This is a genomic window from Mucilaginibacter sp. (genome assembly GCF_965225845.1).
Taxonomy (GTDB): domain Bacteria; phylum Bacteroidota; class Bacteroidia; order Sphingobacteriales; family Sphingobacteriaceae; genus Mucilaginibacter.
The window spans coordinates 707,494-723,255 of the sequence record NZ_CBDDBL010000001.1 but is presented as its reverse complement, the minus strand read 5'-3'; the positions used below and the strand labels follow the sequence as shown (position 1 = coordinate 723,255).

The following is a 15,762-nucleotide window of genomic DNA, read 5'->3' as shown; positions in this document are numbered from 1 at the left end:
TTAATGGCTTTAGCATTATTAACATCATGCCAATTAGTCGATAGCTATAAAGGCAATGAGGCGATTAAATTAGTTCAATCTAAAAAATTTGGTGCTATAAATGCTTATGCAGTGACCATGAAGTATTTTTTAAAATATCACGACATGGATAATTTTGAGCTTTCATGGAATACACCTAATCCGACTAACTTAGAGATGACCAATATTGTAGCAAATGAGTTTAAAAATGATCATTTCACATGGCAAGCGAAGCATATAAAAGATGATACATTTTTAGTTTCATTTTATAATGAAAATAAGGGTGATGGTTTTATTTGGGAAGCCGATGTAGAAAATAAGATTGTAAGATGTGTAACCTGTAGTACTGAATTATTACATAAATACAATCTAGCAACGGATACTGCCGCATCAATTATACCAAAAAGAAGATACTACAACAGATTACATTAATCCTTATATTTCATTACTATAATTACAAAACACAGTCCCTCCGTTAAAAGTATTCCAATATATAACATCTCAGTTGAAAATTATGAAAGGATTTAGAAAGGATTTTTCTCCTAAAATCTCCTAATTAACTTTACTCTGGCCCCTAAATAAAAAAGGAGCAATCATAATGACTGCAGATTTTAATAAATGTAAATACCTTTTTTTAGCCTATCCTAAAGGTTTTTTAAATGAGTATGAATCATTAGTGCCTTTTTATGATCAATTAATTGAATTGATACCAAAAGATATAAACCTGATTTTAATCACTAGTACTAAAAAAGTACAGCAGGCACTAACAACAAAGTTTAGGCATAAGTCTAATGTTGAGATCATAATTATCAATTACTTTGATGAAATATGGTTAAGAGATTGCATGGGGTTAACCGCTGGTGATAAAATTTTTAAGCCTAACTATTCTCCCAATTATTGTACGCTGAAAAAAGAAGCTAAGTATTATCAGTATATAAATATGCTGACTAAACGTATCCTGTCAGAAACATTCACATCACAAATAATTGAAGTACCATTAAATGTTGATGGAGGTAACTTTGTACACAATACTAAAAAAGTTTTCATGACAGAGAAAGTATATGAAGATAATCCTGGCAAAAACATTGAGAAGATTATTATGGATTATACCGGGTTGGAAGCTATAATAGTTAATAGAAGTTATTATGATGTAATAGGCCATACCGATGGCTATATGGCGTTCAAGGATGAAAATACTGTATTTATAAGCGAGTACCCAAATTTGCCTTATCTAAAAAAAGATATTGAGTATGTAAATATGCTTAAAACTATGGCTGTTAAAAATGGATTTGACGTATTGCCAATATATGACCATCCCATTGATGAACCTATTCAATGTGCCTGTAAGAGAGAGAAAACAAGAAGTTGCCTATTTTCAGCTACCGGTGTTTACGTTAATTATATTAGATTTAATAACTATATAATCATGCCGGAGTATTCTCTACCAGTAAATAGTGAGATTGAATATAATTGGATAAATAAAAAATGGCTAGAAAGCCAAGGCTTTGATGTCTTAACCATCAATTGTGATCAACTTGCAAAGTTCGGTGGCTCATTACATTGTATTAGTTTTCAATCTTAGTATTAAAAGCGGCCTTAACTAAGGCATTGAAGAAATTTTCAAATTTTCGGACTAATCGAATTTTACATCAATAAAACTTCAAGTTTCCACTATAATCGGCTTATTAAGCCAATTACACACATAAATATTGACCAATAATTGAAAAATCATATCTTTGTAACTAATTGATTATTAAATATTTATAATAACAAATTAATAATTTTAAATAAACAACAACAAAATTAAATATGGCAAATGCTACTCCAAAACTAGAAAAACGTAAGGATAGAAACGGCGAACTAATAATAAAAAAAGTTCCTATATTGATTGATTTCACATTTGATGGCAAGCGTATGTGGTTATCAACTGGCGAGCATATTGACTCTAATAAATGGGATGAAAAAAATAATAGAGTTAAGCCAAGTGTAACTGGAAGCATGGAGATGAATCTTTTAATCCAATCTAAATGCGATGAAATTCAAAAGGTATATCGAGAAGCTATTATCGCAAATAGACAGCCTACCCCAAGTTATATTAGAAATACTTTAAATGCTGATAAGACCGTCAACAAAAAGTCTCTGTTCGCCCTTTATGATGAGTTTATAGAGGGCTATAAATTAAAAGCTACCAATGCCACAGTAAAAAAACTAAGCACTAATAGGAAACATCTATTTGAATTTGGGCAAAAAAAGAGAATCAGCATTGATTTTGATGTTATAGACAATGCATTTTTTAATAAGTATGTAGAATACTTTCAAGTAGAGAAAAAACATATTAACAGTACCATATCAAAGAATATCAAAATCTTGAAGTGGTTTTTAGATTGGTCAACTAAATTGGGTTATAACAAAAATTTGGCCTATAAAGCATTTCAAGTAAGAAATCAAGAATCTGAAATCATAATACTTACGGCAGACGAATTATTCCATTTATATAACCTTGAAATAGAGCAGGATTATTTGCGTCAGGTTAGGGATGTATTTTGCTTCTGCTGTTTCACATCACTTAGATATTCTGACGTAAAAAACCTAAAGAAAACTGATGTAGTAGATGGCTTTATAAACATTACAACTATTAAAACTAAAAGTCGTGTCAATATTCCTCTCATCCATGAATCTATCACAATTTTAAATCGATATAAAGGACTAATCGGCGCAAGGTCGCTACCTGTTATCAGCAATCAAAAAATGAACGACTATCTCAAGGATATAGGTAAATTAGCCGGGTTAAACAGGTTAATAAGCAAAGTTAGATATAGAGGAAGTCAGAGAATTGAGAATATATATCCGTTACATGAATTACTGTCCTCTCATATGGGAAGAAAAACGTTCGTATCGTATATGTTTAAAATGGGAATTGATTCAGAATTAATACGTGCTATATCAAACCACAAATCGGTATCATCATTCGCTCGGTACAATAAAATTGATGATGATCAAAAAGCTGTCGCAATGACGGTAGCATTTAGTAAGGTGAGTTAATCTAACCTTGAATGATAGGAAAAACTTTGGCCAAGCTCGTCAGACAAAAATCTTGCAGCAGCCTTCATTCCAGCCTCAGGAACATCAATTATTTGAGAATGATATGAATCAAGCCCCCTCAAATGGTAATAGCCATCTGCGTATGATTCCGCTATTCCTAAATTAATAAAAGCTTGTGTAATCTCAGAGTTTGAGTCGAAAGTAATGACGTGGGAGAATCCAGATGACCCTTTTTCATTGCCTTTTACATGTACTTCATAAAATTCAGTTGATGCTTGTAAGCTAATCACGCTAGCCTTCGACCAAGCTATTTTTACTTTTTTAAGGGTTGCTTCAGATACCTTTACCTCCTCAATTTTGGGCAGCTTATGTAATGGCAGATCGTCCAATTTAATTAAATGAACGTCATTTACTATTGAGCTCAATTCCTCCAATGCCAAAACATAGCTATTTGCGATGATTTGAAGATTATATTCTCGTCCATAATTTGTTGACTTTGAATGAAAAAGATTTTTTAAATAGTCAATTATATCTTCTGCTTCTGCAGTAGTCCTTACTATGATAATGATTTTACTGAAAGCAATTTTATTATTAGCAGCAAATAGGGGGAGTCCTGGAAAATCAAAGGATCCATTTAGATCTGCCCATCGCCATTCACGTTCATGTGTCCAATTCGTACTTTTATTGGCTCCGAGATTAGTATACACATATCTATATTGTTCTTTCAATCCAATTCCGGTTTCCGATGATAGGTTCCGTAATCCTTTGCCAAAATAGGGGTCTTCTTCTCCAGCCTCTTTATGCCTGGTGCTCAATCCATATATTACGGGTCTTGCCCCTGCTTGAAACAATTCATCTTTAATGAAAGCAATTCCGTAATCTTCAATAAAGTCTTCTGCATTCCTGCTTTTCGCATATTCTATAAGGCCATATAACGGCATCTCAGTAAAGCAGGTCGCCGCCTTCGGACCATAAATCGTAGGGTTAAAATTTCTATAAGACCATCCCGCTTTTATATATCCATCATGTAATATTTTTTTTAACACATAAAAAGCATAGTCATCCGAAGCTAATCCATATTCCTCCTCTTCATATTTGTCAGTTAAAAATATCGGATTACCATCATATGTAAAACCATCAGGAAAATCAACAGAATCTCCAGTTTCAGGATCAATGATAAATTCCGCTGGGTTATTATCGGGATTTCTTCTATGTATAAAATGTATAACCCAATTACTTATATCTAACCTTCCCATTTTAAATTTGATGTTTTTACAAATTTACATAATCGACATGACGTGATTAAGATAAAACACATTTGTATGGAATCTTGTATGTGAAAAAAGAAAATCCGCAAAATTACGGTGAATTTTGCGGATTTCGGTGAAAGTTAGTGGTCCCGACGAGAATCGAACTCATATCTAGAGTTTAGGAAACTCCTATTCTATCCGTTGAACTACGGGACCAGTTTTGCAAAGGTGCAAATTATAGCTGAATTTATACAGTTAAAATTCAAATTGACTTATCGGACTACTGAACCGTTATGCAACGCATCAACCGGCGACATAAAACTTAATTTACCATTCGAGTCCTCTGCCATCAATATCATGCCTTGGGATAAAATTCCTTTTATCTCGCGTGGCTCAAGGTTCACTAAAATGCTTACCTGCTGCCCAATAATGGTTTCAGGCTCATAATACTCCGCAATACCCGATACTACAGTTCTTTCATCAATTCCAGTATCTATTGTCAGCTTTAACAGTTTTTTTGTTTTCGCTACCTTTTCGGCTGCTAAAATTGTACCGGTACGAATATCCATCGCCGCAAATGATTCATAGTCGATATTTGCTTTGGCAGCAACAATTGGTGCTTTTTGAGCGACTACCGCTGCTTGCTTTTTATCCGATAGTTTTTGTAATTGCTGATCTATAACCTCATCTTCTACCTTTTCAAACAATAAAGAGGCCGGGTTTAGCTGGTGCCCATTCGCAAATTTAACCGCATCACCAAATGAAACATCGGTTAGATCATAGTTCAGCATACCAAATATTTTGGTGGCTGTTGCCGGTAAAAACGGTTGCAGGCATATTGCCAAATGGCCTATTATAAACAAGCAGTTATGTAAGGCTTCTTTAGCATCATCCGGATTGGTTTTAATGGTTTTCCAGGGCTCTTTGTCAGTTAAATATTTATTGCCTAAACGGGCAATATCCATCACATTCTGCAGTGCCTGCCTAAACTTATAATTCTCTAAACTCTGGTCGAGCTCATTATAATATTCACCTAACTGTGCATTGAGCAAATTATCCGTCAGCGTAATCCCGCCTGTTGCATTTTCAACTTTACCGTCGTAAAACTTATGCATTAGTATCATTACACGGTTTACGTAGTTGCCCAATATCGCCACCAGCTCGTTATTTACTCGAGCCTGGTAATCTTTCCACGTAAATTCGCTGTCGCTGGTTTCAGGGAGTATAGAGGTGAGCACATAGCGCAACTCATCCTGCTTACCCGGAAACTCCTCCAGGTACTCATGCAGCCAAACCGCATGGTTACGTGAGGTGGACAGTTTCTCTCCCTCCAAATTCAAAAATTCATTGGCAGGTACGTTTTGCGGTAATATATATTCTCCGTGGGCATGTAATATCGACGGGAAAATGATACAATGGAATACAATGTTATCCTTACCAATAAAGTGTATCAAGCAAGAGTCATCGGCTTCGTTCTCCTGCTTTTTCCAGTAAACCTTCCAGTCCTTTCCCTTTTCAATAGCCCATTGTTTGGTGGCAGATATATAACCTATCGGCGCATCCATCCATACATACAATTTTTTGCCTTTGGCTTCATCCAAAGGCACATCAATACCCCAATCCAGGTCGCGGGTCATTGAGCGCGGCTGAAGTCCAGATTTTAGCCATGAGCGGCATTGTCCGAATACATTAACCTTCCATTCTCCTTCTTTTGTATCTATCCAGCTCTCTAACCAGGGTTGATATTTATCCAATGGTAAATACCAGTGTTTAGTTGGCCGCAATACAGGCGGCTTGCCGCTTAAGGTTGATACCGGGCTGATCAGATCCGTTGGATTTAATGATGTACCACAGTTCTCGCATTGGTCTCCATAAGCACGCTCGTTGCCGCAATTGGGGCAGGTGCCAATGATGTATCTATCCGCCAAAAACTGGTTAAAATCTTCATCATAGTATTGTTCAGAATATTGCTCTACAAACTCATCCTTTTCATATAAATTCAAAAAGAACTCCTGCGAAAGATCATGATGAATAGGTGATGAGGTGCGGTGATAAATATCAAATGCTATCCCAAACTCCTCAAAGCTATTTTTGATCTGATTATGGTATTTATCAATGATCGCTTGCGGCGTGGTATCTTCTTTTTTAGCTTTTATAGTGATGGCCGCGCCATGCTCGTCTGATCCGCAGATGTAAACTACATCCTTTTTTTTAAGGCGCAGGTAGCGGACAAAAATATCGGCTGGCAAATATGCACCTGCTAAGTGACCAATATGTAGTGGGCCGTTAGCGTAAGGCAGGGCCGAGGTAACAGTAAATCTTTTAAATTTATTAAGTTGTGACATTAATATGCATCCTTAGTAATAATCTGGCAAAGATAATTTATTTTAGCGAGGAACTCAGTCCGTATACTAAAACGGGCATGCTAATGTTTTTTATTGTTGATGATGACTAAAGGCGATCTATCTGTAACCCCATCCACACAACCGGCTTATTTAAAGAAAGGCGACAAAGTGGCTATAACCTGCCCGGCCAAGAAATTACCTGCGCCCATGACGGATGCCGTAACGCTACTACAATCGTGGGGACTGGAGGTTGTTTTGGGCGATACCTTAAATCTGTCTTTCCACCAGTTTGCCGGGGATGACGATGAGCGTGCGCAGGATCTGCAGCGTTTTATTGATGATGACAGCATTAAGGCTATTATTGCTGCACGCGGTGGTTATGGAACCATACGCATGATTGATAAAGTCGATTTTTCGAGGTTAAAAACCAACCCCAAATGGCTGGTAGGGTTTAGCGATATTACGGTGCTGCACACCCATTTATATAATAATTTAAACATTCAAACGATACACGGGCAAATGCCAGTGAATATTCCTGATGCTTCTGCAAACTCTTTGGAATCGCTGCGAAAGGCTTTGTTTGGCGAGGAGATAAGTTACCATTTCCACGCAAATGAATTTAACCGTGAGGGTGAAGCGAAGGGCGTATTGGTTGGCGGTAATCTTTCTTTACTGGCAGCAGTGGCAGGATCGGTTTCTGATCTGGATTATACCGGTAAGATCCTGTTTATTGAGGATGTTGGCGAGTACTTGTACGCTATTGACCGTATGGTTCGCATGCTTGACCGTACAGGTAAACTTAAACACCTGGCCGGTTTAATAGTAGGTGGCTTTACCGAAATTAAGGATAACGACATTCCCTTTGGCCAAACCATTGAGCAGATTATTACAGCTGTTGTGCGCAAATACAATTACCCGGTTTGCTTTGATTTCCCGGCAGGGCATGTGCCTGATAACCGAAGTTTGATACTCGGCAGGAAGATCAAAATGCTTATATCAGATTCAAAAACTTTAATTAGTTATTCATAAAATTACCCAACTTTTCAAGGAATGTGTCGTCTATTTCTGAGTCATTGGCTGACAGGAATTGATTTACTTTATCTTCATCAGCAGCAAAAGCATTTTTGATTGCTTTTCTTTTCAAGCTCAATTTTTGAGGAGTACCACCAGGCAATTTCACTAGATAATAATTGCTGTTATCATCATATGAATCATAATTATTTCCACTCGATGTGATACCATTTGTTGTAAAATCAGCTTTATGGAATTGAGTATTTATATCCTTATAAATAATATACTTATTACCTGAAGATAATACCTGAACATATACTTTAGGATTAATAGCAGGCACATCTGTAAAAGTGTAAACCTGTCCATTATCATCAAATAATGTAAATCCTTTTATTTCTCCTTTAGTTACAGCTTTCATTGTGTTGCCCCCTGAAGTATATAATAAAATACCTGTAGTTTTTTCGTAATTGAACAGGTAACTATCGTTTTGTTTAATAGAATCGCTGGTTGTTACGGCATAACCATGAACCCACGTACTAAATAAATAAGGACTACCGTGTAATTCTTCCTTAGTGGTACCAAATTGGGCAAGGGGTTGGGTATCTTTACCCCTGGCGCCTATTTCAGTAACCGTAAATGCATTACCAGTAGCTGTGGCAGTACTCGCCACGCCACCTGGGTGCATCACTATATTTATTATAGCTTGGTTATCTATTTTTACTATTGACTTTTCAAAATTGTTGCTTGTTGCTATCAATTCTGAAGCCGGATCAACGTTAAGTTTAAATGCACCGTTTGGATCAGAAAAAGTAGCATAATTATGCTGCGCATCTTTAATAAAAACAAAAGCGACAGGGTTTCCTTTATCATCCGATACTTTACCTCTAATAGAAATGGTTTGGCAAAGAGCAATTTTGCCTAATAGAATAAATAAACTTAAAATAGTCGTTCTTTTCATTGATTTATTTAAAATTTTTTGTGGAAAGATATAGATTTTAGTAATAGCAATATTTGAGTAACAGTAAAATTACCTATTCCTATTTGCATTTAAATTAGATAATACTGCATTTAAAGAGTCAGGTTTAATCGCCTTTTTTATGATTATTCCCGTTGGATCGACCAAAAAATTAAAAGGGATACTGTCAAATAATAGCGTATTAACAGCCGGACCTTCCCACATTTTTTTATCGATCAACTGCATCCAATTTAATTTATTATATGAAATCATCTTTTTCCAAACTTGATCTTGATCGTCAATAGCAACGCTTACTATTTTTACTTTATTGCTAAACTTGTTATTAATCTTTTTTTCCGCATCTTTAAACACAATGCATTGTTGGCACCAAGTTGACCAAAAATCTATTAAATAATATTTTCCTTTAAATAAACTGGTCGATCTCAACTTTCCTGAGGTATCCGGCAATGATATATAAGGCAGTTTATCACCTATATTAAATTCTTGTTCATACACCCGGACAACAGATAAGGCCTTTTTTTTAATTTCCTGAATAGGTTTATAACTAGGAAATCTACCAGCATTAAACATTATAAATCTTTTTAATTGCCTATAATTATTGTCAAAATCAATATTGTTATAAACTTCAATAAATGCAGCCGGACTTCTTACAGTATCGGCATAACGTACATATCTTAGAGAAAAAGCAGCAAGTTTTCTGTCTAATGAGTCGCTTAATATTTTAATTCGACTCACATTCTTATGGTTGCGTTGTAAACTATCAATTACCCGATATAATTTTTGTGTAATTGCGGCAATTTTGAGTTGACTATTTCCAAAATCTATTAAACTCTTACTTGCAGTTGACCCGTCTATTTGATATTTCTGTGAAAAATAATCTATATGTATTCGTATTAGCTTAGAATCGTTGATAAACGTAACCTTCAATTTTTTTTCATTTAATAACACCTCAAACAACCGCTCATGATTTTTTGGTATATAAAATATCAAACTATCCCTATTATTTCTGATTATTGCCGAATCACTTATCAATTTCGGCTCGTTAAAATATGGAACTCTATTGATATATAATTTGGCACCAATAGGTGATTTAGTATAGATTATTATTTTAGTTTTCTGAGAATAAGTACAACTAAATGCATGAAATACTAAAACTGCAAAGAAAAAAAATTTAATAATTTTATTCATATAATTAATATTAAACAGGAAAAGCTATCCGAAGATAGCTTTTCAATAAAAGTACGTTTTACTAATTGCTATTGAGCAACTAATTTTGAATAAAACTGACGAGTATACCCATTTTGCCCACTTGAACCAACTCCATAGCCATAATGCAACATAAATGTCTTAGTCGTGGCATTATAGGTATTATTGTAAGTTGATGAAGTATATGGTGCAGTTCCTGGCTGTGACCCATCAGTAGTTACATAAGTAAACCCGCCTGGATTATCAGCAGTCATAAAGCCTGAAGCTGGTGCTGCTGGAGTACTACCTTCTGGAACCCAATTACTTACAGTTGATCCATTTGTATCAAAGTTAAAAGTATATCCACTTCCACCTAAATCGCCAACTGCTGTATTAGATGTTACTGCCGTCACAGTAGTAACAGCAATAGTTCCTGTTAATGCATGGCTTGCACCTGCCGTAGTGTGAAACTTATAACCTGTTTCGGTATAATTATCATCGTATGCATTTTTCACAACAATTGCAAATAAAATTGTATTGTAGTTACTAATCTGCTGTCCACCACCGTCTGTAATAGTCAAAGGCAACACATATGAATTGGCAGGAGTAATTTGGCTGGTATTAACATTTACAACTAAATTTACCAAGTTTTGACCTGCAGGAATTGTTACTGTTAATGAACTTGAATAATCAGCTGCCGGCATCAGTGTATAATTTGTACCATTTGCTGTATTATAAGCTGTTAACGCGGCTGCATTAACTGATAATTTAACTGTTACAGGTGTGCTTAATGGATTCGGAGCAGCTAGATTTACAGGTACATTGAACGCGGTTGGCGCTGAAGCATTTGCGAGCAAACCAACTGTCTCAAAATATCCGCCACCGGCTGCAACCCCAGCAGCTCCCGGTAGTTCGATTAGCGGCTTTGATCCCGCGAAATCAACATACCTCGGATCCTTAAGACATGAGCTTAACAGCGCGATGCCTATAAGTGATAATAAGGCGGTTTTTATATAAAATGTCTTTTTCATTTTCTTTATTTTTAAAGTTTTTATTGAGCCCAAAATATAAGGGACGAAAATACATTGATTGTTCCTTGAGAGGCTACGTTAGCAGCATTGGTTTGGTACTCGATAGTTGGATAAAAAACACGAGTTACCTGGCGAGGAGCATTAACACCCGGATAAACAGAAAGTGCTGCAGCAGGTATACCTGTTCTGCGTTGCTCGTTAAATGCTTCAAAGCCACCATATATAGCTAATGCTGCCCATTTTTGCATAATAATTGCATTAAGCTGCACTGTAGCTGAACCAGTTGATGGATAAGGTTGCTGATTTGCTAAATAGGTTGCGGCCGCGGCATCTGCGTTTGGAACCAAGTCTAGTTCAAATGAAGATTTAACACCTGCATTGTATAATGATGCTGCAGTACCTTCTTTTGTAAGTATGCCTTTTAACGTTCCTTCAGCTTGTAAAAATAAAGCTTCCGGTGAAGACATGATGATGGCGTTTTGTGTTGCAGATGCCAACACACCAGGACCCAATAAGCTCGGCACGATATAAGGTAAAACGGCTTTACCGTCAATTGTACCAGCAATTGGCACAGAACCACCAAATTGGGTAGAAGCAATAGCCGTAGTATCGGTACCATTTATTAACACACTGATGGCACCATCGTTTCCAGCGCTAATAACTGCCTTATATGCATTTGGAGTAGCACTGTTAGCGTAAATCTGGCCTAAACGTGGGTCTTTGTTACTTGCAAAATAGTTTGCTGCAAACGCATTTGCCTGGTACAAATTTTTACCCGCTTCAGCACCACCATTTTGGTTGGTCCCGAAATAAGACCACACCGGGCTTTCTTGCCCACCGTTAGCATCATTCAAAGTATAACCTGGGTTTACAGATGCAGAGAAGGTCCCATCGATATAACCAACGCCTTCTGTTGCTTTAACTGAAGCACTTAATGTCGCATAATCAGCAGCCAAGCCTGGTTTGGTTGACTCACGTAAAGCAAGCCTTAATTTCAAAGTATTAGCAAATTTAGCCCACTCAGTCATATTACCTCCAAACATAACGTCAGCCCCTAAAGGATTAGCAGCCCCAGCAGGAGCTCCCTGAATTAAAGTGATAGCTGCATCAAGTCTTTTAGCAAGATCAAGATAAATAGTTTGTCCGTTATCATAAGCCGGCGAAAGGTTTGAAGCGCCTTTTAATGCCTGGCTGTAAGGTACGTTGTTAAAGTTGTCCACCAAAGCCTCATAGTCAAAGCAAATCATGATTTCAGCTATAGCCTGGTAATTTGGACCAGAGTTGGTAGCTTCTATCGCATTGTAGTTGGCTATATTCAAATAGTTATCTTCCCATGAACCATTGTAATCTGTTGAAGTTAAAATATATTTGGTTAAGTTATTGAATACCTGAAAACTGGTACTTTGTGTTAAATAACCTACCCAGGCCGCATATTGAGCATAATCACCTGAACCTGAAGGTGTCGGGCCGTAATTTACGATAGATGCAGTAGATTTTATTGCTCCTGATAAAAGCAGATTAGCTGATGCCGTAGACGGCACGTTTGGATTAGCCGTAAGGTTCAGATAATCCTTCTTACAACTGCTTCCTGCAATTGTAAGTGTAACAAATATTATTGATAAGTACTTTTTCATCATTTATTAATTAAAACGTTACGTTTAAACTTGCTCCATAAAAGCGTGATGGCGGGTTCTGATTGGTGTTGTTAATACCAGGACCATTGTTACCTGCGCTATAAGAAAATTCCGGATCGGTCCAGTTATTGGTTTTAGGCCTTAACATAACCAAGTTCCTTCCAATTAAAGAGAAGGTTGTTTTTTTGATCCACTTGCTTTTCCTGGTCCACTTTGATATGTCGAATGCCAAATCAGCCTCTCTTAACTTCCAGAATGCACCGCTTGTAACGTAAGTACTAGCTGCTTCGCTATATGCGCCACCGTCCCAGAAACCAATGTTACCATCCTGAATAGATACGCTGTGGTTAGGTGTATACACAGGGGCTGATGCTGTACCTGTGTTGATCACAGAGTTAGGAAAAATAAACCTTTCACGGCCAGCTGAAGCAGAAAGGGCTGATTCACCTGATGTGGTGGCTTCACTTTCACCTTCGTTGTAAATAACGTTACCAGTACGGAACTCACTTACAGCGGTTAACGTGATAAATTTATAGCTAACTGATTGGGTTAAACCTATAATGTAGTTAGGTGTTAAAGCGCCAAGATCAGTTAAATTACTGTTAAGCGAAGGATAACCAGTAGCAGGGTCAACAATTACTCTTCCTTGTGGATCGCGGTTCAAATCTGTTCCGTATAACACCGGGAAGCTTTTACCAACTACAGCTTCAACAGCTGCATTTGGATAACCACCGATTGTAATTTGTTTGGTATTACCAAACAATGAAATTACTTTGTTTGATTGGATAGTTAAGTTACCACCTAAATCTAAACCTACACCATTTTGAGCTTTAGTAAGAACTTGCACATCAGCTTTAAACTCATAGCCTTGGTTTGCAACTTCACCTACGTTGATTAAGGTATTTGTATAACCTGTAGACGGAGATGTAGCAATGCTTAATGTTTGGTCCTTGGTTTTGCTGGTGTAATAAGTAGCACTCGCGCTAACACGGTCATCCCAGAAACCAAAATCAGCACCAAACTCAAGTTCGTTAGTAAGCTCCGGTTTAAGGTTAGGATTGTTTAATGTTTGGCTTAAGCTTAAGCCGCCTACACTTCCGTAAGGGAAACCAGATGTTGGGCTAAAAGTATTGTTGATACCATAAGGCACAACGTTTACATCACCCACCTGGGTATACGAAGCCCTTACCTTCAAGAAAGATAAATATTTATTGTCTTTAAGTTCAGGAATCGCATCAGTTAGTACAACTGATCCTTTTACTGATGGATAAAAGAATGACCTGTTTGCAGCTGCAAGGCGCGAATCATGGTCATTACGTAACGATCCTTCTAAGAAAGCAAAATCCTTGTAACCGATTGTAGCATCAGCGAAATAAGCTATCTGGCGGATTTTGTAAGTAGTTTGGCTTGTTTCAGGTGTACCTAATATACTGCCGATGTTGTAAAAGTTATCAACCAATAAGTTTGCACTGCTATTTTCAGTTTCATTGGCATATTCCTGCCAAATAGTGTTACCTAATAACAATGTAGTTTTAAAATCATGGAAGAAAGTATGGTGAAAATTTAAAAACTCATCCTGTTGAATCCGTGAGTAACCTTGCGGGCCTGCACCACCAATAGAGGTTAAAGCACCTGTACCACCATCACCAAATTGTGTAATGTTTTGAACATAGCCTGGTACGTTAGCGCCAATCTGTCCACCTACTGTGTTGCTGTTGCCAAGCGCATATTCGCTAAAATCAGCTTCTGCACGAGTAGCCTGTATTTGGGTTACACCGCCGCTATATGATAAACGGTAACTTGCGTCCAACCATTTAGTGAATTTAGCCGTACCATTAAAATTGCCGTTAAATACGTCAGTCCTGGTGTTTGTTCTTGAATTGTTGATCAACCAGTATGGGTTTACACCATAAGCGTTAAAATAAGTATTAACGTCAGCGAATGGCTGATTGATGTTTTTAAAGTTTTCAATTGGCACCCAAGATGGTGTATTTAAGATAGTATTTAAAACGTTGGCATCATCATATGAATAATAACCACCGTTGTTTGCAGATGTGCTGGTGTTAGATTGCGTAAAGCTGGCAGTCGCATCCATTGTGAAAATGCCGCTTGTTTTTGTACCGCTAACACGTGCAGTGCTTCTATTATAAGTATCCATTGGTAATGTACCAGTCCTGTCTACGCGGCTTGCAGAAAAGTTGAAGCCATTAGTCGCATCTCCGCTTGCATAAGAAACGCTGTTTTGATCACTATGACCTGTTTGGAAAAATGCTTGGCGTGGATCTTTTGCAGGCGTAGAATATGGATATTCTTGTATGGTTCCATCTGCCAAAGGAATACCAAGCTGTGTAAGGGCGCCTGTGTATTTCGGGCCGTAAGATTGGTTTTCGTAAGGCACTGGAGCAATAATGAAACCAGTAACGGGATCCTGATATTGGCCACCCTCACCACCGTAAGAACCGAATTCGTTTTGCAGCTTAGGAAAATAAGATATTTGCTCTATCTGGAAAGTATTGGTGTAAGTTACAGTAGGAGCGCCTGTTGCACTACCGCGTTTGGTAGTAATTACCAATGCACCGTTAGAGGCTTCAGAACCATATAAAGCCGCAGCACCTGCACCGTTCAGGATATTAACACTTTCGATATCGTCAGGATTGATGTCATCAACCTCATTTGGCGAAACTGGCGTGCCGTTCAATACAACCAACGCATAGTTGTTACCATTGATGTGGCGGGTACCACGCAAGGTAAAGCGTGTTGTAGGATTGATACCGTTATCAACGGTAGTTACAATCAAACCCGGAGCCTTAGCGGTTAAACCATTTGTAAAGTTGGTTGGCTCAGACTCAGTAAGCGATTTGTTATTAATTTGAGTTGCAGCATAACCTTGCTCTTTAGCTTCACGCTTAATACCCAACGCGCCCGTAACCACAACCTCGCCAAGTTGACCACTTGCGGGAACAAGCGTCACATTCATTACACTTGAAGAAGGGACCGTTTGAGCGGCGTATCCCACAAAGGTAAATGTTAATGACGCCCCTGCCGGTACACTTAATGTAAATTTACCGGCACTATTGGTTTGGGTACCATTAGGAGTGCCTTTTACCTTTACTGTTACTCCCGGAATGGGTAGGCCATCGTCTTTGGCCTTAACCGTACCAGTAACTGTACGGTTTTGTGCGAATACCTGTGTAATGCTTAACATCAGGAAACACAAACTTACTAGTAGAAGTTTTTTCATTTTGTTAATAATAAGATCAGTTAATAGTT

At 37.4% G+C, this 15,762-nt stretch carries 11 protein-coding genes and 1 tRNA gene; 4 read left to right on the top strand and 8 right to left on the bottom strand.

Annotated features, from left to right (window positions below; all coding sequences use genetic code 11):
* The first annotated feature begins 3 nt into the window (after positions 1–3).
* The 3 genes from ACYZ0U_RS03360 (at position 4) to ACYZ0U_RS03350 (ending at position 3,060) form a co-directional block, all read left to right on the top strand.
* Complete coding sequence (locus tag ACYZ0U_RS03360) at positions 4–450, top strand: hypothetical protein (protein WP_461449789.1); 447 nt, start codon at positions 4–6, stop codon at positions 448–450.
* Between the two features lie 166 nt (positions 451–616).
* The gene (locus ACYZ0U_RS03355) at positions 617–1,600 is read left to right on the top strand and encodes an agmatine deiminase family protein (RefSeq protein ID WP_461449787.1); all 984 of its coding nucleotides are present in this window, start codon (positions 617–619) and stop codon (positions 1,598–1,600) included.
* A 227-nt stretch (positions 1,601–1,827) separates the two neighbouring features.
* Positions 1,828–3,060 carry a site-specific integrase gene (locus ACYZ0U_RS03350; protein ID WP_461449785.1) on the top strand — a complete coding sequence of 411 codons (1,233 nt, stop codon included), beginning with the start codon at positions 1,828–1,830 and terminating at the stop codon, positions 3,058–3,060.
* Here the strand turns inward: ACYZ0U_RS03350 and ACYZ0U_RS03345 are convergent.
* The 3 genes from ACYZ0U_RS03345 to metG form a co-directional block, all read right to left on the bottom strand.
* Positions 3,057–4,316 (bottom strand): hypothetical protein, encoded by a 1,260-nt coding sequence (locus ACYZ0U_RS03345; RefSeq protein ID WP_461449783.1) that lies wholly within the window; start codon positions 4,314–4,316, stop codon positions 3,057–3,059. The two genes, ACYZ0U_RS03350 and ACYZ0U_RS03345, sit on opposite strands and share 4 nt — an antisense overlap.
* 138 nt (positions 4,317–4,454) lie before the next feature.
* Positions 4,455–4,526: transfer RNA gene (locus tag ACYZ0U_RS03340), tRNA-Arg, on the bottom strand.
* Between the two features lie 56 nt (positions 4,527–4,582).
* On the bottom strand, positions 4,583–6,655 hold the full coding sequence (gene metG / locus ACYZ0U_RS03335; protein WP_461449781.1) for a methionine--tRNA ligase: 2,073 nt from the start codon (positions 6,653–6,655) through the stop codon (positions 4,583–4,585).
* Between the two features lie 99 nt (positions 6,656–6,754).
* Here metG and ACYZ0U_RS03330 point away from each other — a divergent pair, with 99 nt between their 5' ends.
* Positions 6,755–7,684, top strand: a complete 930-nt coding sequence (locus ACYZ0U_RS03330; RefSeq protein WP_461449779.1) for a S66 peptidase family protein — start codon at positions 6,755–6,757, stop codon at positions 7,682–7,684.
* On the opposite strand, the gene ACYZ0U_RS03325 is transcribed toward ACYZ0U_RS03330, so the two are convergent.
* The 5 genes from ACYZ0U_RS03325 to ACYZ0U_RS03305 all read right to left on the bottom strand — a co-directional run bounded on the left by ACYZ0U_RS03325 (position 7,671) and on the right by ACYZ0U_RS03305 (position 15,733).
* Complete coding sequence (locus ACYZ0U_RS03325) at positions 7,671–8,624, bottom strand: hypothetical protein (protein ID WP_461449777.1); 954 nt, start codon at positions 8,622–8,624, stop codon at positions 7,671–7,673. The two genes, ACYZ0U_RS03330 and ACYZ0U_RS03325, sit on opposite strands and share 14 nt — an antisense overlap.
* A 69-nt stretch (positions 8,625–8,693) precedes the next feature.
* A complete protein-coding gene (locus tag ACYZ0U_RS03320) occupies positions 8,694–9,830 on the bottom strand; it encodes a TlpA family protein disulfide reductase (RefSeq protein WP_461449775.1) in 1,137 nt (378 codons plus the stop codon).
* 68 nt (positions 9,831–9,898) lie between these two features.
* Positions 9,899–10,858 carry a DUF1735 domain-containing protein gene (locus ACYZ0U_RS03315; RefSeq protein WP_461449773.1) on the bottom strand — a complete coding sequence of 320 codons (960 nt, stop codon included), beginning with the start codon at positions 10,856–10,858 and terminating at the stop codon, positions 9,899–9,901.
* 20 nt (positions 10,859–10,878) lie between these two features.
* On the bottom strand, positions 10,879–12,492 hold the full coding sequence (locus ACYZ0U_RS03310; RefSeq protein WP_461449771.1) for a SusD/RagB family nutrient-binding outer membrane lipoprotein: 1,614 nt from the start codon (positions 12,490–12,492) through the stop codon (positions 10,879–10,881).
* 10 nt (positions 12,493–12,502) lie between these two features.
* Positions 12,503–15,733 (bottom strand): SusC/RagA family TonB-linked outer membrane protein, encoded by a 3,231-nt coding sequence (locus tag ACYZ0U_RS03305; RefSeq protein ID WP_461449769.1) that lies wholly within the window; start codon positions 15,731–15,733, stop codon positions 12,503–12,505.
* Between the last annotated feature and the right edge of the window lie 29 nt (positions 15,734–15,762).